This window comes from Pseudomonas alkylphenolica, from assembly GCF_000746525.1.
Lineage (GTDB): Bacteria > Pseudomonadota > Gammaproteobacteria > Pseudomonadales > Pseudomonadaceae > Aquipseudomonas > Aquipseudomonas alkylphenolica.
Genome location: NZ_CP009048.1, coordinates 5,016,239 through 5,036,038 on the forward strand (window position 1 = coordinate 5,016,239; position 19,800 = coordinate 5,036,038).

The following is a 19,800-nucleotide window of genomic DNA, read 5'->3' on the forward strand; positions in this document are numbered from 1 at the left end:
TTTTGTACAGCATGTGTCAAAGCACAAGACAAAAATGCAACCGCCCGTCCGTTTTGCAACGTACGGGCGGTCATATGGGGGGCTGAGCGGGTCGATCAGTGCTTGGTCAGCTTGTCCAGGTAACCCATGGCGAAGGCCGATACCACGAAGGTCATGTGGATGATCACGTACCACATCAGGTACTCGGTCTCGATGTTGCGGGCATCCATGAACACCCGCAGCAGATGGATCGAGGAGATCGCCACGATCGACGCCGCCACCTTCATCTTCAGCGAAGACGAGTCCATCTTGCCCAGCCAGTTGAGCTTTTCCTTGTCCTCGTCGATGTCCAGCTGGGAAACGAAGTTCTCGTAACCGGAAATCATCACCATCACCAGCAGACCACCGACCAGGGCCATGTCGATCAGCGAAAGGATCACCAGGATCAGGTCAGCCTCGGCCAGCGAGAAGATATTGGGCAGCACATGGAAGATCTCCTGGAAGAACTTCAGTGCCAGCGCCAGCAGGCCCAACGACAGACCAAAATAGATCGGGGCGAGCAGCCAGCGCGAGGCATACATCGCATTTTCGATAATACGTTCCATTGAAAACTCGTCAGGTGGCAAAAAAAGCGAGCGCGAGTATAACAGCCAGCCATGACAGAAAAAGCCCGTGGCACGCTGCCACAGGGGCAGCGCCGGGCGTTGTTGCGGCGCCTGCGGATCGACGCTTCAGGTTTCCGGGTTGAACTGGAAGTCGCCGACGTGATGGACACGCTCACCATTGATCCGGCGTAGCTGGGCCTGCAAATGCACGCACCAGATCTGCGGATCGTCGGCCACCTGATAGCCATGCAGGGTCAGGCTGTCGACAATCGCGTCGAGCACCGACTCGGCCACAAACGGCCCGTGAAAAGGCCCCTGGGCTTTGATCGCGGAAGGTTGCTCGCCAGCCATGCCGGCGGCAAATAAAAGGGTCCACATGCCGTTGTCGCCGGCCAGTGGGCGAATGCTGCATTCAATGCGGGTCACCAGGCCCAGGCATTGGCGGGTGAGGCTGAGGCTGCGCGGCATGGCGACGATCCTCGGTAAACCCTGGTTCAGCCCTGCGGGCAAGGCTGTTTCGATCCTGTAATGACTACGATCCCTGAATTGAAGAATAGAAGAAATCCGCTGCCGCGTGGAAAAACCGGCGCCCAGCGGTCATGACCGCTGCGACGCCGATTATTTGACTCAGGACGATTTCACCTGAGCCAGGGCTTGCTCGGCATGCTCTTTCTCGGCCTCCTTGAGCTCCTCTTCACTGATCATCTCGGCAATCACCCGCAGGCGCTCTACCACCCGGGCGTTGACGCTGCCCTCGGGGAATTCGCCTTCGGCATCCGGCTCACCGGCCGGTTCGCCGACCAGCAGGCTCAACGCCTCGTCGGCCTGGCTGACCGCATAGACGTGGAACATGCCTGCACGCACCGCCTGCAACACGCGCTCGTCGAGCATCAGCGTGGCGACGTTGGCGCGCGGAATGATCGCGCCCTGCTCGCCCGTCAGTCCGCGGGCCTCGCACAGGCGGAAGAAGCCTTCGATTTTCTCGTTGACCCCGCCAACCGCCTGCACCTCGCCGAACTGGTTGATGGAACCGGTGATGGCAAAGCACTGCTTGAGCGGGGTTTTCGACAGCGCCGAGATCAGCGTGCAGGCCTCGCCCAGCGACGCACTGTCACCGTCCACGTAACCGTAGGACTGCTCCAGGGCAATACTCGCGGAAATCGCCAGGGGGAACTCCTGGGCATAACGGCTGCCCAGGTATCCGGTGAGGATCATCACGCCTTTGGAGTGAATCGGCTGGCCGAGGTTGACCTCACGCTCGATATCCACAATGCCGCTGCCACCGGGATAAACCGTGGCGGAAATACGCGCGGGGATACCGAAGGCCGAATCGCCGACTTCCAGCACGGTCAGGCCGTTGCACTTGCCGACCGCAGCGCCTTCGGTGTCGATGAGGATAATCCCGGCCAGCATGTCGTCGAGGATGCGCTGCGAGACCCGGCCGGTGCGAGTCGCCTTGGCCTTGAGCGCCCGCTCGATATGACCGACATCGGTCATCTCGTCGTTGGCCAGGTGACGGATGAAGTCCGCCTCGCTGACCAGCTGGAACAGGTCGCCAATGCGCGCCGACAAACGCCCCTGATGTTCGGCCAGGCGCGCACTGTAGGTCGCCAGACGCGCTACCGCATCGGCGCTCAGCGGTGCCATGCCCTCCTCGCTGGTGCGGGTCTTGAGCAACTGGGCGAACTGCTCCAGGCTCTCGTCGACCATCGGGATGTCTTCGTCGAAGTCCACCAGCACCCGGAACATTTCCTGGAAGTCCGGATCGTGGTCCTGCAAGGCGTAGTACAGCTGGCGCGAGCCGATGATCACCACCTTGATGTTCAGCGGCAGCATCTGCGGGTTCAGCGTGACGGTGGCCAGGCGGCCATATTCACCGAGCGGCGACTCCATCTTCAGCTTGCGCGATTGCAGGGCGCGCTTGAGCGCATCCCAGACAAACGGCTCACCGAGCATCTTCTCCGCTTCGAGGATCAGGAAGCCGCCATTGGCCCGGTGCAGAGCGCCAGGGCGCAGCTGGCGGTAGGTGGTGTAGAGCGCGCCCTGGTCGGTGCTGTATTCGATCCGGCCAAACAGGTTGTCGTAAGTCGGGTGCGGCTCGAACACCACCGGAGCGCCACCACTGATGTGGTGGCCGACCACCAGGCTCGGTGCGTATTGCTCTTCCAGCAGCTTGCGCGCCTGGGCGTCAGTCTTGCTGTCATCGACCAGTTGCTCGACCACGGTACGCAGCAGATAAACCTGCATACCCTGCAGGTAGGCGCACACGGCTGCATTCTCCGCGTACTTTTCAGACAGCGGCGCGAGCAAAGGCTGAAGCGCCAGGGTGATGGTTTCTTCGTTCAGCTGGCGCAGCTGATTGTTCGATTCGCGCTTCCACTGCGGCAGGCTGGCCAGCTCTTCATTGAGGCGCTCTTCAAGGACGGCGATATCTTCGTGGAAGCGCTCGCGCTCGGCCTCCGGCAACTGAGCGAATTCCGCCTCGTCGAGCGCCTTGCCATCGGCCATCGGCGTGAAGGCGACGTTGCTGCTGTCGCGGTACAGGGCCACGTCCTTTTCCAGCGAAGCCCGCTCGATGACATCCAGGGCACGGTCATAGCGCTGATTGAAGGCGCGGTCGATGGCGCTTTTCTTCTGCTGATAGGACGGGTGCTCGAACACCGCCGGGAAGGTGGCCAGCAGGTTGTCGATCAGACCGCCGATATCGCTGATGAACGCCCCGGCGCTGCCCGGCGGCAGTTCCAGGGCGCGCGGCTCGCGCGGCTCGTCGAAATTGTTGACGTAAACCCAGTCCGACGGCGTTTGCAGGCGCTTGCCTTCGGCCTTGAGGTAACGTTTGACGAACGAGAATCGCCCGGTACCGGGCTCACCCATGACAAACACGTTGTAACCGGGACGGGGCATGGCGACGCCGAACTGCAAGGCTTCGACAGCACGTTCCTGGCCAAGCACACCGCGAAAAGGCTCCAGATCATTGGTGGTGGAAAAGGCGAACTGTTCGGCGGAAAACGGCCGGGTCAAGGCTTCTGGCGCAAGACGCAGGCTCGCAGCGACAGGATCGGGCATCGGGCTTCCTTACTTCGGCGGGGCAGATGACGGCATTCTGGCGCCGCCTGCCCGCGCCTTGCAAGGCTCATCGGCACAATATGTCGCAGGGCCGAAAACCCGCGCCAGATCAACCTTCCTCAGCAATTTTTCGCAATAAATCACGGAACCCTTAGATCGTGCCTAAACTCCATTACTGCGCGGCTGGGTAAACAACCGACCCGCCCCTGGCAACTCTGCTGACAGACATGCCAGACAACCCTGACCTTTGCTATCGACGACTAGAAAGAGAACAAAGCTATGAAACGGATTCTTCTGGGTACTCTGTTCACCGCGGTTTCGCTCAACGCCATGGCCCAGGCCCCTGGTGGACCGGACTGCGGCTGGGGCAACATGCTGTTCGAGGGCCAGCGCGGCACACCGGCCCACTTCCTCGCCTCCACCACCAACGGTACATCCGGCAACGCTACGTTCGGCATGACCTCGGGCACCAACGGCTGCTCAACCAATGCAGCACTGACCTATGGCGGTAAATCCTGGATCGCCATGAACGGCATGATGAACGAGCTCTCCGAAGACATGGCCAAAGGTCAGGGCGAAGCGCTGACCACCTACGCCGTGGTACTTGGCGTCGCCCCGGAAGACCGTGCGCACTTTGCCGCTGTCACCCACCAGCACTTCCAGGAAATCTTCAAGACGGCGGATGTGACCGCCGAAGACGTTCACAGCAACACCCTGGCGGTACTCAAAAGCGATCCACGTCTGGCCAAATACGCGACCCAGGCTTAAGTTCGGCCCACCCGCCCCAGGCCGGGGCGGGTTGTTTCCTGCCTCTATCGGCATCATTCAGACGTAGTTGCCCGACATGCTCAAACGCCTTGCCTACCTGGCGCTCTGTGCCTGCGCCCCGCTGCAAGCTGCTCCCTCGTTCGATGACACGCGCCTTGCGCAACTGGCCGCCGACCGTTACTGGATTTCCCTGGGCCACTACGAGACCGCCAAGCTCGGCGGTTGGCGCAGCTATGTCGATGACCGACGCTTCTTCCTCGCCGAGGACGGTGCCCACCATCCCGACCAGGAGCTGCGTGCCACGCTGCAGGCCCTGTATGCACCGGCCAGTCTGGGCGACAAACATGCACAATGTGTATTCCCGGCACGCACCCGCTGGCTGCGCGAACAACTGCAGCTCGATGACCTGCCGGCGCCGGACTGCAAGGAATACACCCAGTGGTACAAGGACGTCTCACCGCACAGTGCGGTAATGATCTTCCCTGCCGCCTACCTCAACAGCCCCTCGTCGATGTTCGGCCACACCCTGCTGCGCATCGACCAGGCCGATGTGCAGAGCAACGAGACGGCCCTGCTCAGCTACGCGATCAACTTCGGCGCCTATATCGAAGGCAACGACAACAGCATCCTCTACGCCTGGAAAGGCCTGATGGGCGGCTATCCGGGACTGTTCGCGCTGGTGCCGTACCAGGAAAAACTCTCCGAGTACCGCAGCCTGGAAAACCGCGACCTGTGGGAATACCGGCTTAACCTGACGCCGGAAGAAACCGGGCGCATGGTCGAACATGTCTGGGAGCTCAAACAGATCCAGTTCGACTACTTCTTCTTCGACGAAAACTGCTCCTACCGGCTGCTCGAATTGCTTCAGGTCGCGCGCCCGGGCCTGGACCTCACTTCACAGTTTCCCCTGACCGCGATTCCCACCGACACGGTCAAGGCGGTCAAGCAGTCGGGCCTGGTGGAACGCATCGACTATCGGCCGTCGCGCGAGCGCGAATTGCTGGAGCGCGCCAAGCCGCTGGACGCCGGGGAGCAGCAACAAGTGCTGGCGGTCAGTGCCGATACGGCGCATCTGCACAGCGCCGAGTTCAGCGCCCTGCCGCGCGAGCGCCAGGCGCTGGTCCAGGATGCTGCATACCGCCTCGAACGCTACCGCGCCAACGGTCAGGAGCGCGACCCGGCACGCACCCAACGCAGCTTCGAGCTGCTGCGGGCGATCAACCGCAACCCGGCGCCAGAACTGGATATCGAACGCCCGGGCCTGCCTGAAGATGGCCATCAGTCACGCACCTGGCAGCTTGGCGCGGGTACCCGCGAAGACCGCGCCTTTGCCGAATACGGCTTGCGCATGGCCTACCACGATCTCAACGACAACGCCTATGGCTTTCCCCTCGGCGCACAGATCGAGATCCTCCAGCTCAAGGTGCGCCAGTACGAGAACAACGACTGGCAGGTCCAGCGCCTGGACCTGGCCACCATTCGCTCGCTGACGCCGCGCAACGACCTGCTGCAACCCTGGTCGTGGCAGGTGACCGGCGGCCTTGAGCGGGTGCTGGGCAAGCATGACGATGAAGTGCTGGTCAGCCACGTCAATGGCGGCGCGGGCGGCACCTGGCAACTGGCCGACGAAATGCTCGGCTTTGCCCTGGGTACGGTGAGGGTCGAACACAACAACGACTTCGCCGAATTCATTGCTCCGGCTGCCGGCTTCAACACCGGCCTGCTGTGGCGCAATCCGTTGGGCAACCTGAGTGTCGAGGCGAAGGCCGATTACTTCACCAATGGCGAAGTGCGCCGTAGCCTGAGCCTGAACCAGCAATGGGAGCTGTCCCGTGATCTGGGTTTGCGCCTGAGTGCCAAGCGTGAATTCAGTCAGCTGGCGACGGCGCAGAACGAGGTGATGCTGGAGTTGAAGTGGTATCACTACTGACCCTATCGCGGGGCAAGCCCGCTCCCACAAGCACTGTGGGAGCGGGCTTGCCCCGCGATAGCTTCACACCGTTTTGACGCATCACCGACAACTGCTCACCTAGACTTATCCATAGATTGCGGAGAGTCCGGACATGCAGCGGTGTGGGTGGTTGTTGGGCATAATGATGTTACTTACAGGTTGCCAATCAACCCACGAACAATTGATCAACCAAGGCTATCCACCCGCCTATGCCGATGGTTTCCAGGACGGCTGCAGCAGCGGTCGCCAGGCAGCCGGGGTAATGGCCGGAGACTTTCGCAAGGACGTGCCGCGCTACCTGCACAACCGCCAGTACGAAACCGGCTGGGACGACGGCTTCCGCCAGTGCCATGCCATGCAGGAAAACCAGGACTTGCAGGACTACCGTGCGCGTCATTGGGATGAACGCGACGAACAGTGGCAGGAAGAGAAAGACCGCGACGCAGCACGCGCCTACCGACGTAAATAGGTCGCGAACGGACAACCCCGACACCTCTTGATCTGTCAGCATGGTCTCTATGTATAGGAGGCCATCAATGAGCCGAGCATTCGTCAATGAAGACCAGGCTGCCGCCCAGGCCGACCAGCCGGTAGAACGCAAGATCAGCGAGCAGCCAAACTACGTCACTGCCCTGGGCCTGGCCCAGTTGCAACAACGGCTAGGCGAACTGCATGCCCTGCACAGCGAGCTGCAGGCCCAGGGCGAACACGCCGACAAGCAACGTCTGGCTGACACAGAGCGCGACCTGCGCTACTTCAACGCCCGCGTACAGAGCGCCCAGGTCGTTGCCAAGGCGAGCGCATCAGACAAGGTGCAGATTGGCAGTCGGGTGATTTTTATCGATGAACAGAACCAGCAACACCAGGTGCAGTTGGTCGGTGAAGATCAGGCCGATGCTGGCAAGGGCCTGATCAACTGGGGCTCACCACTGGGCCGGGCACTGCTGGGAGCTGCGCCCGGTGACGAGGTGCTGTGGCGACGACCGGCAGGGGATCTGTCGATCGAGATCGTCGCCATCGAGCCTGAGGTTTAGACCACGCCCTGGGCCAGCATGGCGTCGGCAACTTTGACGAAGCCGGCGATGTTGGCGCCTTTGACGTAGTTGATCCGGCCGTTTTCCTCGCCATAGTGCACACAGGCGTGGTGGATCGACTGCATGATGTTGTGCAGCTTGCTGTCCACTTCGCCAGCGGTCCACAGCAGGCGCATGGCGTTCTGCGACATTTCCAGACCGCTCACCGCAACACCGCCGGCGTTCGAGGCCTTGCCCGGAGCGAACAGGATGCCCGCCTCGATAAAGATATCCACAGCGTCGAGGGTGGTCGGCATGTTCGCGCCTTCAGCCACGCAGATGCAGCCGTTGCGCAGCAGGGTGCGGGCGTCTTCGCCATTCAGTTCGTTCTGGGTGGCGCACGGCAGGGCGATATCGCATGGCAGGTTCCATGGCGTCTGGCCCTTGCGGAACTCCAGGCCGAAACGCTCGGCCAGCTCGCTGATGCGGCCGCGCTTGACGTTTTTCAGCTCCATCAGCGCATCCCACTGCTCGTCGGTCATGCCGGCTTCGCAGAACAGGGTGCCTTCGGAGTCGGACAGCGAGATGACCTTGCCGCCCAGGTCCATGACCTTGCGCGCGGCGTACTGGGCAACGTTGCCGGAACCGGAGATCGCCACGCGGCGACCGTCGATGCGCAGGTCCTGACGCTTGAGCATCTCTTCGGCGAAGTACACGCAACCGTAGCCAGTCGCTTCCGGACGGATCAGGCTGCCACCGTAGGTCATGCCCTTGCCGGTCAGCACCGAGGTGAACTGGTTGGCCAGACGCTTGTACTGGCCGAACATGAAGCCGATCTCGCGAGCGCCGACACCGATGTCACCGGCTGGCACATCCAGATCCGCGCCGATGTGGCGGTACAGCTCGCTCATGAAGGCCTGGCAGAAGCGCATGACTTCGGCATCGCTCTTGCCCTTCGGATCGAAGTCCGAGCCACCTTTGCCGCCGCCCATGGGCAGCGAGGTCAGGGAGTTCTTGAACACTTGCTCGAAGGCCAGGAACTTCAGCACGCCGAGGTTCACCGAGGGGTGGAAACGCAGGCCGCCCTTGTACGGGCCGATGGCGCTGCTCATCTGGATACGGTAGCCGCGGTTGACCTGGACCTTGCCCGCGTCATCAACCCACGACACGCGGAACAGGATTGCCCGCTCAGGCTCGACCATACGTTCAAGAATGCCGGCCTGAAGGTAATGCGGATTGGCCTCAAGGAATGGCCAGAGACTGCGCAGCACTTCTTCGACTGCCTGGTGGAACTCAGGCTGGGCAGGGTCGCGCTGTTTCAGGCGCGCAAGGAAATCTTCGACGGATTCGATCATAGACACTTCACCAGATAGAGATTTGGACTTATTGGTTTTTTTCCAGACTCTACCAAGAACCAGTCGCACCGGAACAGAGCGAGATGTCGTTTTTATGAAATTAAATGGTGCATTTGTATAAGTGTATACATTATTGCGGGGCAAGCCCGCTCCCACCGGAATGCTGAAAACCCTGTGGGAGCGGGCTTGCCCCGCGAAAAAAAAACGGGGCCCGAAGGCCCCGTTTCAGTGCAAAACCCGAAGGGTTATGCCAGTTTTTTGTGCCGTACCCGATGTGGCTGGGCAGCAGCTTCGCCAAGACGCTTCTTGCGGTCGGCTTCGTACTCGGTGTAGTTGCCTTCGAAGAACACCGCTTGCGAATCATCTTCGTACGCCAGGATGTGGGTCGCCACACGGTCCAGGAACCAGCGATCGTGAGAGATCACAATGGCGGCGCCCGGGAAGTCCAGCAGGGCTTCTTCCAGCGAACGCAGGGTTTCTACGTCAAGGTCGTTGGACGGTTCGTCGAGCAGCAGGACGTTGGCGCCCTCTTTCAGGGTCAGGGCCAGGTGCAGACGGCCACGCTCACCACCGGAGAGGTCCTTGACGAACTTCTGCTGATCGCCGCCCTTGAAGTTGAAGCGACCGACGTAGGTCCGCGACGGGATCTCGTAGGTGCCGATACGCAGCTGGTCGGAACCGTCGGAGATCTGCTGGAACACGGTCTTGTTGCCGTCCAGGTCTTCGCGGCTCTGGTCAACGCAGGCCAGTTGCACGGTTTCACCGATCTCGATGCTGCCCGAGTCCGGCTGTTCCTTGCCCATGAGCATGCGGAACAGGGTCGATTTACCGGCACCGTTACCGCCGATCACACCGACGATGGCGCCTTTAGGCATGCTGAACGACAGGTTGTCGATCAGTACGCGGTCGCCATAGCCTTTGGTGACGTTCTTGAATTCGATGACCTTGTCGCCCAGGCGCGGACCGGCCGGGATGTAGATCTCGTTGGTTTCGCTGCGCTTCTGGAATTCCTGCGATTGCATTTCTTCGAAGCGTTGCAGACGGGCCTTGGACTTGGACTGACGAGCCTTGGCGCCTTTGCGCACCCACTCCAGTTCTTCCTTCATGGCCTTTTCGTGGGCCGACTGCTGCTTGGATTCCTGGGCCAGACGATCAGACTTGGCTTCCAGCCAGCCCGAGTAGTTGCCTTCGTACGGAATACCGGCGCCACGGTCGAGCTCGAGGATCCAGCCCGCGACGTTGTCGAGGAAGTAACGGTCGTGGGTAATCGCTACCACGGTGCCCGGGAAGTCGTGGAGGAAGTGCTCCAGCCAGGCGACGGAATCGGCATCCAGGTGGTTGGTCGGTTCGTCGAGCAGCAGCATGTCGGGGGCCGACAGCAGCAGACGGCACAGCGCCACACGGCGCTTTTCACCACCGGACAGGTGTTCGACCTTGGCCTCCCAGGCCGGCAGGCGCAGGGCATCGGCCGCGACTTCCAGCTGGCGCTCGAGGTTGTGACCGTCGCTGGCCTGCAGGATGGCTTCAAGCTTGGCCTGTTCGGCGGCCAGCTTGTCGAAGTCGGCATCCGGCTCGGCGTAAGCGGCGTAGACCTCGTCCAGACGCGCTTGGGCGTCCTTGATCACGCTGACCGCTTCTTCGACCACTTCACGGACGGTCTTGCTCGGGTCCAGCTGCGGTTCCTGTGGCAGGTAGCCGATGTTCAGGTCCGGCATCGGACGGGCTTCACCGTCGAACTCTTTGTCGACGCCAGCCATGATCTTGAGCAGGGTGGATTTACCCGAGCCGTTCAGGCCGAGCACGCCGATCTTGGCGCCGGGGAAAAACGACAGGGAGATGTTCTTCAAGATTTCCCGCTTCGGCGGGACAACTTTGCCCAGCCGATGCATGGTGTAGACGTATTGAGCCATGGAAAAACCTAGCGTCAGAGACGAAAAAATGAGCGCGAAACAGATGAAGGGAGCCGCAGCCCCCAGGAAAGGGCCAAAGCTACCGCAATGCGCCTTGTTGGGCAAACCGCCGACGAACAGGGCTGGCACTTTGCCACGTTTGCGGGCATGCTAGCCGCCCTTCGGGCGTCAGGCTTATAGTGCGTGACCAGAGTAGCCGCCAGGGACCGTGGCGCTTGCAAGCCAGCAGCTCTAAACCTGCCATCCAGCCATACCGCAGGATCATCGCTTGACCAATCTCACTCAGCCGACATCCCTGCGCACGCCGTCCAGCGCACCCGGCTCTGCATTACGCGGTTCTCTGAAAAGCGCACTGGCCCTGCTGGTCCTGCTGTTGCTCGGCTTGCTGCTCTGGCAACTGGTCGACCAGTACCGCCACACCCAGGCCGACCAGTACCAGCACAGCCTTGACGCCAGCACCGAACTGGCCGATCACATGGCCTTGAGCATGTCGCTCAAGGCGCAGGTGGCCCACAACATTGTCCAGCCTTACCGTTCGTCGCCAAGCCCTGCGCAACTGCCGGACATCCTCGCGAAACTGCAGGCCCGACTGCCGGCCTTGCAGAGCCTGGTGTGGATCGATTCCCAAGGCAAGGTGCTCAGCGACAGCCTCGGCGACACCCCGGATCGTCATGTTGTGGATGAGCTGCTGCGACTCAATCAGGGCCACGACCATTACTACAGCAACAGCGCGGACAATCGTCTGATCTACCTGTTGCTGCGCCAGCCGGGCGATACCCCGGGTTACTGGCTGCTGCGCCTGGGCCCGGCCTACTACAGCGAACTGACTTCACACCTGGACCGCCCCAACCACCCGTTGTGGCTCCTGGAAAACAGCCGCACCGGCGAGATCATCAATCGCCATCAACCGGCACCGGGCAGTGACGAGCCGCTGCAAAGCGTAATGCTCGCGTTCCTCGACAACAGTACCTGGCAACTACGCGGCCTGTTCGACGCAGGACTGGCCCGCGAACAACTGCTGCCGGCACTGATCGGCAAGTGTCTGCTCGGCCTGTTCTGCGCCCTGCTGCCCTTGCTTGCCCTGATCAATATGCGTCGCCGGCACCGCATGCTGCAGGAAAGCCGTCGGCGCTATCACGATATTTTCGAAGGCACTGGCGTTGCCCTGTGCGTGCTCGACCTCTCCGGCTTGCCTGTGCAGCTGGAGCGTCATCGTCTGCGCAGCCGCCAGGCCTTACAGCAACGCCTGGCCTTCGACCGGGCACTGCGGCGGGTCTTGCTGCAGGAACTCAAGGTCACCGAGGTCAACCAGGAGGCCCTGCAATTGCTGGGGGTCAACTGCTGCGATGCTGCCTGGAACTGCCTGATCGAGGGCACGCAAGCCGGTATCGAAGGCATCGGTGTGCAGCTGGTTGAAGCGCTGCTGGACAACCAGCAGCAACTGGAACTGGAAGTCCACCTGCCGATCGCCAACGGCCAGGACCTGCACCTCTGGCTGATGGTGAAATTCCCCGAGCAGCGCCGCGACTATGAGGCGGTGATCCTCAGCATCAGCGACATCACCAGCCGCAAGCAGGTCGAGCTGTCATTGCTCGAGCGCGAAAGTTTCTGGTCGGACGTTGTGCGTACGGTGCCTGACCAGTTGTACGTACAAGATGTACAAAGCCAGCAAATGATCTTCAGCAACCGCAACCTCGGCCAGACCCTGGGTTACGACCGTAGCCAACTGGCACAGATGGGCGAACGCTTCTGGGAGATCCTCCTGCACCCGGACGATGCCCAGCTGTATTGGCGAATTCGCCAGCAATTGCTCGACACAGGTGGTGTCGAGCAATTGCATTGCCAACTGCGTTTTCGTCATTACGATCAACGCTGGCGGCGCTTCGACATTCGTGAGCAAGCCCTGACCCGCGATGGCAACGGCGTTGTCACCCGCATCATCGGCGTTGGCAAGGACGTGACCGATCAGATCGAGGCCAGCGAGTCGCTGCGCGACAGTGAACAGCGTTATCGCATGCTCGCCGAAAGCATCAGCGATGTGATCTTCTCCACCGACAACCGGTTGCAGCTCAACTATGTCAGCCCATCGGTACAGGCTGTGCTGGGCTATGAGGTCGACTGGATCTTCGACAACGGCTGGCATTCGACCATCGCCAACCCGGCGCAGCTGACCGGCATTTATAATCTGGTCGAACGCGTCAATCGGGCCTTGAGCAACCCAGAGCAACTGGAGCAACTGCGCACTCAACTGCCCAACCAGCTGTTCCTGTTCGATTGCCTGCGCGCCGATGGCCGCAAGATTCCGATCGAATTGCGTCTGGTGCTGGTCTGGGACGATCAGGAGCGTTTCGAAGGGATCCTCGGGGTCGGCCGCGACATCAGCCAGCAGCGCCGCGCCGAGAAAGACCTGCGCATGGCCGCCACGGTATTCGAACACTCGACATCGGCGATCCTGATCACCGACCCGGCCGGTTATATCGTCCAGGCCAACGAAGCGTTCAGCCGGGTCAGCGGCCATGCCGTGGCCGATGTGCTCGATCAATTGCCGAGCATGCTGACGGTGGACGAACACCAGGAAGCGCACCTGCGCTATGTGCTCAAGCAGCTCAACCAGCGCGGCACCTGGGAAGGTGAAGTGTGGCTCAAGCGTCGCAATGGCGAGCATTACCCGGCCTGGGTCGGCATCACCGCAGTGCTCGACGACGAAGGCGACCTGGCCAGCTACGTGTGCTTCTTCACCGACATCAGCGAACGCAAAGCCAGTGAGCAGCGCATTCACCGCCTGGCCTACTACGACGCCCTGACTCACCTGCCCAACCGCACCCTGTTCCAGGACCGTCTGCACACGGCCCTGCAGCAGGCTGACCGGCAAAAAGCCTGGGTGGTGTTGATGTTCCTCGACCTCGACCGCTTCAAGCCGATCAACGACTCCCTCGGCCATGCCGCTGGCGATCGCATGCTCAAGGACATGGCCGAGCGCCTGCTCGACTGTGTCGATGATGATGACACCGTGGCGCGTATGGGCGGTGACGAGTTCACCCTGTTGCTGCAACCGCGGGCGACCCGGGAAATGGCCCTGAACCGCGCCATCAACGTCGCCGAGCAGATCCTTGGCAGCCTGATACGACCGTTCGTCCTGGAAAACCGCGAGTTCTTCGTCACCGCCAGTATCGGCATCGCCCTGAGCCCGCAGGACGGCAGCGAGCTCAGCCAGCTGATGAAAAACGCCGACACGGCCATGTACCACGCCAAGGAGCGTGGCAAGAACAACTTCCAGTTCTACCAGGCCGACATGAACGCCAGCGCCCTCGAGCGTCTGGAACTGGAAAGCGACCTGCGCCATGCCCTGGAGCAGAATGAATTCATTCTTTATTACCAACCGCAGTTCAGCGGTGACGGCAAGCGCCTGACCGGTGCCGAGGCTCTGCTGCGCTGGCGTCATCCGCGTCGCGGGCTGGTGCCACCAGGCGATTTCATTCCGGTGATCGAAGAGCTGGGGCTGGTCGTGGATGTCGGCGACTGGGTGCTCAAGGAGGCCTGCCGCCAGCTCAAGGTCTGGCACCAGGACAAGGTGCGGGTGCCCAAGGTCTCGGTGAACATCTCGGCGCGGCAGTTCTCCGACGGCCAGCTCGGCACGCGGATTGCCACCATCCTCAAGGATACTGGCTTGCCACCGGCATGCCTGGAGCTGGAGCTGACCGAAAGTATTCTGATGCGTGAAGTCAACGAGGCGATGGTGATCCTCGACAGCCTGAAGAAGCTCGGCTTGAGCATTGCGGTCGACGACTTCGGTACCGGCTACTCGTCACTCAACTACCTCAAACAGTTCCCTATCGATGTACTGAAGATCGACCGCACCTTCGTTGACGGTTTGCCCGAGGGCGAGCAGGACGCGCAGATCGCCCGGGCAATCATCGCCATGGCCCACAGTCTGAACCTGGCGGTGATTGCTGAAGGCGTGGAAACCCACGAGCAGCTGGAGTTTCTGCGCGAGCACGATTGCGACGAAGTGCAGGGTTACCTGTTCGGGCGGCCGATGCCGGCCAACCAGTTCGAAGCGCAGTTCAGCAACGAAACCTTGTTTATGTTCGAGTAAGCACTACGCCAATCGCGGGGCAAGCCCGCTCCCACAGAGGAATCAGGTTTCTGTGGGAGCGGGCTTGCCCCGCGATCATTTCACCACCTATCTCAGAATGAAGCCCACTTGTCTGCGACATGATGCCCTTTCATATGCCAGACAAAAGCTGATGAGGTAGAATGCCCGCCTATTTCAGCACGATCCTTGAGGACCGCCATGTTCAGCCGTGATTTGACCATTGCCAAGTACGACGCCGATCTTTTTGCCGCCATGGAGCAAGAAGCTCAGCGCCAGGAAGAGCACATCGAGCTGATTGCTTCGGAAAACTACACCAGCCCGGCAGTCATGGAAGCCCAGGGCTCGGTTCTGACCAACAAATACGCCGAAGGCTACCCAGGCAAGCGTTACTACGGCGGCTGCGAATACGTCGACGTGGTCGAGCAACTGGCCATCGACCGTGCCAAGGAACTGTTCGGCGCCGATTACGCCAACGTCCAGCCACACGCCGGTTCGCAAGCCAACGCCGCTGTCTACCTGGCCCTGCTGTCGGCCGGTGACACCATCCTGGGCATGAGCCTGGCCCACGGTGGTCATCTGACCCACGGTGCCAACGTCAGCTCTTCGGGCAAACTGTACAACGCTGTGCAGTACGGCATCGACGCCAACGGCCTGATCGACTACGACGAAGTCGAGCGTCTGGCCGTCGAGCACAAGCCGAAGATGATCGTTGCCGGCTTCTCTGCCTACTCGCAGATTCTGGACTTCCCGCGCTTCCGCGAAATCGCCGACAAGGTCGGTGCCTACCTGTTCGTCGACATGGCCCACGTTGCCGGTCTGGTCGCTGCAGGCGTGTACCCGAACCCGGTACCGTTCGCCGACGTCGTCACCACCACTACCCACAAGACCCTGCGCGGTCCACGTGGCGGCCTGATCCTGGCCCGTGCCAACGCCGACATCGAGAAGAAGCTGAACTCCGCAGTCTTCCCGGGCGCCCAGGGCGGCCCGCTGGAGCACGTTATCGCCGCCAAGGCGATCTGCTTCAAGGAAGCGCTGCAGCCTGAGTTCAAAGCCTACCAGCAGCAGGTCGTGAAAAACGCCCAGGCCATGGCTGGCGTGTTCATCGAGCGCGGTTTCGACGTGGTTTCCGGTGGTACTCAGAACCACCTGTTCCTGCTGTCGCTGATCAAGCAAGAGATCTCCGGTAAAGATGCTGACGCTGCCCTGGGCAAAGCCTTCATCACCGTCAACAAGAACTCGGTACCGAACGACCCACGCTCCCCGTTCGTCACCTCCGGCCTGCGCTTCGGTACTCCGGCTGTGACCACTCGTGGCTTCAAAGAGGCTGAGTGTAAAGAACTGGCCGGCTGGATCTGCGACATCCTGGCTGACCTGAACAACGAAGCGGTGATCGACGCCGTTCGTGAGAAGGTCAAGGCTATCTGCGCCAAGCTGCCGGTATACGGCAAGTAATCGCAGTTACCTGATGTGAAAAAGCCCGGCTCTTGAGCCGGGCTTTTTTTTGGCGCCCTCGGTAGGAGCGGGCTTGCCCCGCGATTGCGGTTTGTCAGTCACATAGCATCGCGGGGCAAGCCCACTCCCACCGACGACAAGGCCTCGAACCCTTCGCGAATCTTCGCCTCCGGCAAATCATCGGCAATAAACACCATCACGCTCTCACGCGTCTCCCCTTCTGCCCACTCGGTATCCCAGTCAAAACCATAGAGTTTCAGTACGCCCTGGAACACCAGGCGCCGATCTTCACCCGCAATGCTGAGCACACCCTTGTAACGCAGCAGCTGCTTGCCATGGTCTTCCAGCAACTGGTTCATGAAGTCACTGAGCCGGTCGATATCCAGCGGCGTGTCGGTGCGCAACACCAGGCTGGAGATGCGATCCGGCGTGGCCGGTTGGCTGACCGGACGCAGGCTCAGGCCACCACCGAGGTCGGCATTGAGGTTGAAACCACGGACATCAAGCAGTTCGGCCAGATCGATATGGCCGTGCTCGACCACCCGGATCGGTGCGCGGCGGTTGATGCGCCCCAGCCGATCGCTCAACGCCTTGAAGCTTTCTGCATCAACCAGGTCAGTCTTGCTCACCAGCAAGCGGTCGGCAAAGCCCACCTGGGCCTGGGCGATCGCCTGGGTCAGGTGCTGCTCGGCGTGGGCGGCATCGACCAGGGTGATGATGCCATCGAGGATGTAGCGCTCGCGCAGTTCCTCGTCGATGAAGAAGGTTTGCACCACCGGCGCCGGATCAGCCAGGCCGGTGCACTCGATCACCAGGCGGTCGAAGGCGATCTCGCTGGCGTCCAGACGCTCCAGCAGCAAGAACAAGGCTTTGGTCAGGTCGGTGTGGATGCTGCAGCAAACACAGCCGTTGGCCAGGGTCATGACCTGCACCGGTTCATCGCCAAGCAACTGGGTATCGATGCCGGCGTCACTGAATTCGTTTTCGATCACAGCGATCTTCAGGCCATGTTCGGCCTTGAGCAGATGGCGCAGCAAGGTGGTCTTGCCAGCCCCCAGAAAACCGCTGAGTACTGTTACCGGAATGGGCGCGTGCAAACGGAAAATCTCCTGAACTGAAAATGACTGTGGGAGCACGGCAAGCCGGGCTCCCACAGGTTCAACTGCCGTCAGTAGCTGTAGTTCAACAGCACTTGGGCCCGGACTTGCCACCGTAACGCGCCTCTTGGCGCTCGCGGAAGAACGCCTCGTAGCTCATCACCGGTTTGTCCGGGTGCTTGGTCTGCATATGCTCGACGTAGTTGTCGTAGTCGGGCATGCCGACCATCAGGCGGGCTGCCTGCCCCAGGTACTTACCCAGTCGACCGAGATCGTTGAACATCACTGCATTCCTCTTGGGTTAAGCATCTGGCAGCGCCTGGAACGGGGACTCTTTGTCAGTCCGTTCTTTTTTGCCCAGGGCGGCAATACCGACCTTGAGGGCGAAGAACAGGATGCTGAAGACCACGAACAGGAACAGGATCGTCAGGCCAGCGTTGGTATAGGCGTTGAAGATCACGTGCTGCATCTGGCCGATATCCTTGGCCGGTGCCAGTACCTGCCCGGCGTCGAGCGCCACGCTGTACTTGTTGGCCAGCGCCAGGAAACCAACCGCCGGGTTCGGATCGAACAGCTTGATGAAGCCGGCGGTGGTGGTGCAGATCAGCAGCCATACAGCTGGCAGCAGGGTGACCCACATGTAGCGCTGGCGCTTCATCTTGATCAGGACCACGGTGCCGAGCATCAGCGCGATACCGGCGAGCATCTGGTTGGAGATGCCGAACAGCGGCCACAAGGTGTTGATACCACCCAACGGATCGATCACGCCCTGGTACAGCAGGTAACCCCAGAGCGCGACGCAACCGCCAGTAGCGAGCAGGTTGGCACCCCACGATTCGGTACGTTTGAGCGCCGGTACGAAGCTGCCGAGCAAATCCTGGAGCATGAAGCGACCGGCACGGGTACCGGCGTCCACTGCGGTGAGGATGAACAGCGCCTCGAACAGGATCGCGAAGTGGTACCAGAAGGCCATGGTGTTTTCACCCGGCAGGACCTGGTGCAGGATCTGCGCGATACCCACCGCCAGGGTCGGCGCACCACCGGCACGGGCGAGGATGGTGTGCTCACCGATGTCCTTGGCCACCGCTTCCAGCGCGTCAGGGGTGATCGCAAAGCCCCAGCTGCTGACTGTCTGCGCCACCGACACAACGTCGGCACCGACCACCGCGGCCGGGCTGTTCATGGCGAAGTACACACCCGGCTCGATCACCGAAGCGGCAACCATGGCCATGATCGCCACGAACGACTCCATCAGCATGCCGCCGTAACCGATGTAACGGGCGTTGGTTTCGTTATCCAGCAGCTTGGGCGTGGTGCCCGAGGAGATCAGCGCGTGGAAGCCCGACACCGCGCCACAGGCGATGGTGATGAACAGGAACGGGAACAGGGTGCCTTTCCAGACCGGACCGGTGCCGTCGGTGAACTGGGTCAGCGCCGGCATTTTCAGCTCGGGGGCGATGATCAGGATACCGATGGCCAGGCCAACGATGGTGCCGATCTTGAGGAAGGTCGACAGGTAGTCACGTGGCGCCAGCACCAGCCACACCGGCAGTACGGCGGCGACAAAACCGTAACCCACGAGCATCCAGGTGATCTGCACACCGGTGAAGGTGAATGCCGGGCCCCAGACCGGATCAGCGGCAACCTGGCCCCCCAGCCAGATCGACAGCAACAGCAGCACCACGCCGATCAGCGAGATCTCGCCGATGCGGCCCGGGCGGATGTAGCGCATATAGATGCCCATGAACATCGCGATCGGGATGGTCGCCATGACCGTGAACATGCCCCATGGGCTCTCGGCCAAGGCCTTGACCACGATCAGCGCCAGCACCGCGAGGATGATGATCATGATCAGGAAGCAGCCGAACAGGGCAATGGTGCCCGGAATCCGACCCATTTCTTCGCGGACCATGTCACCCAGCGAGCGACCGTTGCGGCGGGTGGACAGGAACAGGACCATGAAGTCCTGCACCGCACCGGCCAGCACCACGCCGGCAATCAGCCAGAGCGTGCCGGGCAGGTAGCCCATCTGCGCGGCGAGGACAGGACCGACCAGCGGGCCGGCGCCAGCGATGGCGGCAAAGTGGTGACCGAAAAGGATGTGTTTGTTGGTCGGCACATAGTCCAGACCATCGTTATTGAGCACCGCCGGGGTAGCCCGACGCGGGTCCAGCTGCATCACCTTGGTGGCGATGAACAGGCTGTAGTAGCGGTAGGCGACCAGGTAGATGGCCACCGAAGCGACGACGATCCACAAGGCATTGATGGCCTCTCCACGACGCAGGGCGACCACACCCAGCGCACAGGCTCCTATGACTGCCAGCGCCAGCCACGGAATGTGGCGTAGCAGGCTATTATTGTTGTTCATGGTTTGTTTCCAGCTAGTGGATAAAAGACAGCCTTTCGAGTCTAGCGATCCTGACAGGAAAGACCACCCCCCACGTTGGTCTAGAGCCTTCAACGCGGGTTGAACAAAACTCGTTATGCGCCCTTGCGCGGACCTTGGCA

At 61.2% G+C, this 19,800-nt stretch carries 14 protein-coding genes; 6 read left to right on the plus strand and 8 right to left on the minus strand.

Going from position 1 to position 19,800, the window contains the following annotated elements:
- Positions 1-95 precede the first annotated feature (95 nt).
- The 3 genes from PSAKL28_RS23085 to PSAKL28_RS23095 form a co-directional block, all read right to left on the minus strand.
- Complete coding sequence (locus PSAKL28_RS23085; protein WP_038614811.1) at positions 96-584, minus strand: TIGR00645 family protein; 489 nt, start codon at positions 582-584, stop codon at positions 96-98.
- 126 nt (positions 585-710) lie between these two features.
- Complete coding sequence (locus tag PSAKL28_RS23090) at positions 711-1,052, minus strand: PA4575 family protein (RefSeq protein ID WP_038614813.1); 342 nt, start codon at positions 1,050-1,052, stop codon at positions 711-713.
- 159 nt (positions 1,053-1,211) lie between these two features.
- On the minus strand, positions 1,212-3,650 hold the full coding sequence (locus PSAKL28_RS23095) for a Lon protease family protein (RefSeq protein ID WP_038614816.1): 2,439 nt from the start codon (positions 3,648-3,650) through the stop codon (positions 1,212-1,214).
- 279 nt (positions 3,651-3,929) lie between these two features.
- Here PSAKL28_RS23095 and PSAKL28_RS23100 point away from each other — a divergent pair, with 279 nt between their 5' ends.
- The 4 genes from PSAKL28_RS23100 to PSAKL28_RS23115 all read left to right on the plus strand — a co-directional run bounded on the left by PSAKL28_RS23100 (position 3,930) and on the right by PSAKL28_RS23115 (position 7,403).
- Positions 3,930-4,418 (plus strand): DUF3015 domain-containing protein, encoded by a 489-nt coding sequence (locus PSAKL28_RS23100; protein WP_038614819.1) that lies wholly within the window; start codon positions 3,930-3,932, stop codon positions 4,416-4,418.
- A 76-nt stretch (positions 4,419-4,494) separates the two neighbouring features.
- Positions 4,495-6,348 (plus strand): Lnb N-terminal periplasmic domain-containing protein, encoded by a 1,854-nt coding sequence (locus PSAKL28_RS23105; protein WP_038614822.1) that lies wholly within the window; start codon positions 4,495-4,497, stop codon positions 6,346-6,348.
- 133 nt (positions 6,349-6,481) lie between these two features.
- A complete protein-coding gene (locus PSAKL28_RS23110; RefSeq protein WP_038614825.1) occupies positions 6,482-6,838 on the plus strand; it encodes a hypothetical protein in 357 nt (118 codons plus the stop codon).
- Positions 6,839-6,905: 67 nt separating this feature from the next.
- On the plus strand, positions 6,906-7,403 hold the full coding sequence (locus tag PSAKL28_RS23115) for a GreA/GreB family elongation factor (RefSeq protein ID WP_038614828.1): 498 nt from the start codon (positions 6,906-6,908) through the stop codon (positions 7,401-7,403).
- On the opposite strand, the gene gdhA is transcribed toward PSAKL28_RS23115, so the two are convergent.
- Together gdhA and ettA are read right to left on the minus strand one after the other, a co-directional pair.
- On the minus strand, positions 7,400-8,737 hold the full coding sequence (gene gdhA, locus PSAKL28_RS23120) for an NADP-specific glutamate dehydrogenase (RefSeq protein WP_038614831.1): 1,338 nt from the start codon (positions 8,735-8,737) through the stop codon (positions 7,400-7,402). The two genes, PSAKL28_RS23115 and gdhA, sit on opposite strands and share 4 nt — an antisense overlap.
- Positions 8,738-8,982: 245 nt before the next feature.
- Positions 8,983-10,647, minus strand: a complete 1,665-nt coding sequence (gene ettA, locus PSAKL28_RS23125; RefSeq protein ID WP_038614835.1) for an energy-dependent translational throttle protein EttA — start codon at positions 10,645-10,647, stop codon at positions 8,983-8,985.
- Positions 10,648-10,915: 268 nt separating this feature from the next.
- Here ettA and PSAKL28_RS23130 point away from each other — a divergent pair, with 268 nt between their 5' ends.
- On the plus strand, positions 10,916-14,743 hold the full coding sequence (locus PSAKL28_RS23130) for a bifunctional diguanylate cyclase/phosphodiesterase (protein WP_038614838.1): 3,828 nt from the start codon (positions 10,916-10,918) through the stop codon (positions 14,741-14,743).
- Positions 14,744-14,941: 198 nt separating this feature from the next.
- Positions 14,942-16,195: a serine hydroxymethyltransferase gene (glyA, locus tag PSAKL28_RS23135; RefSeq protein ID WP_038614841.1), complete on the plus strand. Its 1,254-nt coding sequence runs from the start codon at positions 14,942-14,944 to the stop codon at positions 16,193-16,195.
- A 98-nt stretch (positions 16,196-16,293) separates the two neighbouring features.
- On the opposite strand, the gene yjiA is transcribed toward glyA, so the two are convergent.
- The 3 genes from yjiA to PSAKL28_RS23150 form a co-directional block, all read right to left on the minus strand.
- The gene (gene yjiA / locus PSAKL28_RS23140) at positions 16,294-17,292 is read right to left on the minus strand and encodes a GTPase (protein ID WP_038614844.1); all 999 of its coding nucleotides are present in this window, start codon (positions 17,290-17,292) and stop codon (positions 16,294-16,296) included.
- An 85-nt stretch (positions 17,293-17,377) separates the two neighbouring features.
- The gene (locus tag PSAKL28_RS23145; RefSeq protein ID WP_008094130.1) at positions 17,378-17,575 is read right to left on the minus strand and encodes a YbdD/YjiX family protein; all 198 of its coding nucleotides are present in this window, start codon (positions 17,573-17,575) and stop codon (positions 17,378-17,380) included.
- Between the two features lie 18 nt (positions 17,576-17,593).
- Positions 17,594-19,660, minus strand: a complete 2,067-nt coding sequence (locus PSAKL28_RS23150; RefSeq protein ID WP_038614847.1) for a carbon starvation CstA family protein — start codon at positions 19,658-19,660, stop codon at positions 17,594-17,596.
- Between the last annotated feature and the right edge of the window lie 140 nt (positions 19,661-19,800).

What these genes read in the sequence shown, in the direction of transcription:
- PSAKL28_RS23085 (WP_038614811.1), bottom strand. Translation starts at nt 584, where the DNA reads ATGGAACGTATTATCGAAAATGCGATGTATGCCTCGCGCTGGCTGCTC.
- PSAKL28_RS23090 (WP_038614813.1), bottom strand. Translation starts at nt 1,052, where the DNA reads ATGCCGCGCAGCCTCAGCCTCACCCGCCAATGCCTGGGCCTGGTGACC.
- PSAKL28_RS23095 (WP_038614816.1), bottom strand. Translation starts at nt 3,650, where the DNA reads ATGCCCGATCCTGTCGCTGCGAGCCTGCGTCTTGCGCCAGAAGCCTTG.
- PSAKL28_RS23100 (WP_038614819.1), top strand. Translation starts at nt 3,930, where the DNA reads ATGAAACGGATTCTTCTGGGTACTCTGTTCACCGCGGTTTCGCTCAAC.
- PSAKL28_RS23105 (WP_038614822.1), top strand. Translation starts at nt 4,495, where the DNA reads ATGCTCAAACGCCTTGCCTACCTGGCGCTCTGTGCCTGCGCCCCGCTG.
- PSAKL28_RS23110 (WP_038614825.1), top strand. Translation starts at nt 6,482, where the DNA reads ATGCAGCGGTGTGGGTGGTTGTTGGGCATAATGATGTTACTTACAGGT.
- PSAKL28_RS23115 (WP_038614828.1), top strand. Translation starts at nt 6,906, where the DNA reads ATGAGCCGAGCATTCGTCAATGAAGACCAGGCTGCCGCCCAGGCCGAC.
- gdhA (WP_038614831.1), bottom strand. Translation starts at nt 8,737, where the DNA reads ATGATCGAATCCGTCGAAGATTTCCTTGCGCGCCTGAAACAGCGCGAC.
- ettA (WP_038614835.1), bottom strand. Translation starts at nt 10,647, where the DNA reads ATGGCTCAATACGTCTACACCATGCATCGGCTGGGCAAAGTTGTCCCG.
- glyA (WP_038614841.1), top strand. Translation starts at nt 14,942, where the DNA reads ATGTTCAGCCGTGATTTGACCATTGCCAAGTACGACGCCGATCTTTTT.
- PSAKL28_RS23145 (WP_008094130.1), bottom strand. Translation starts at nt 17,575, where the DNA reads ATGTTCAACGATCTCGGTCGACTGGGTAAGTACCTGGGGCAGGCAGCC.
- PSAKL28_RS23150 (WP_038614847.1), bottom strand. Translation starts at nt 19,660, where the DNA reads ATGAACAACAATAATAGCCTGCTACGCCACATTCCGTGGCTGGCGCTG.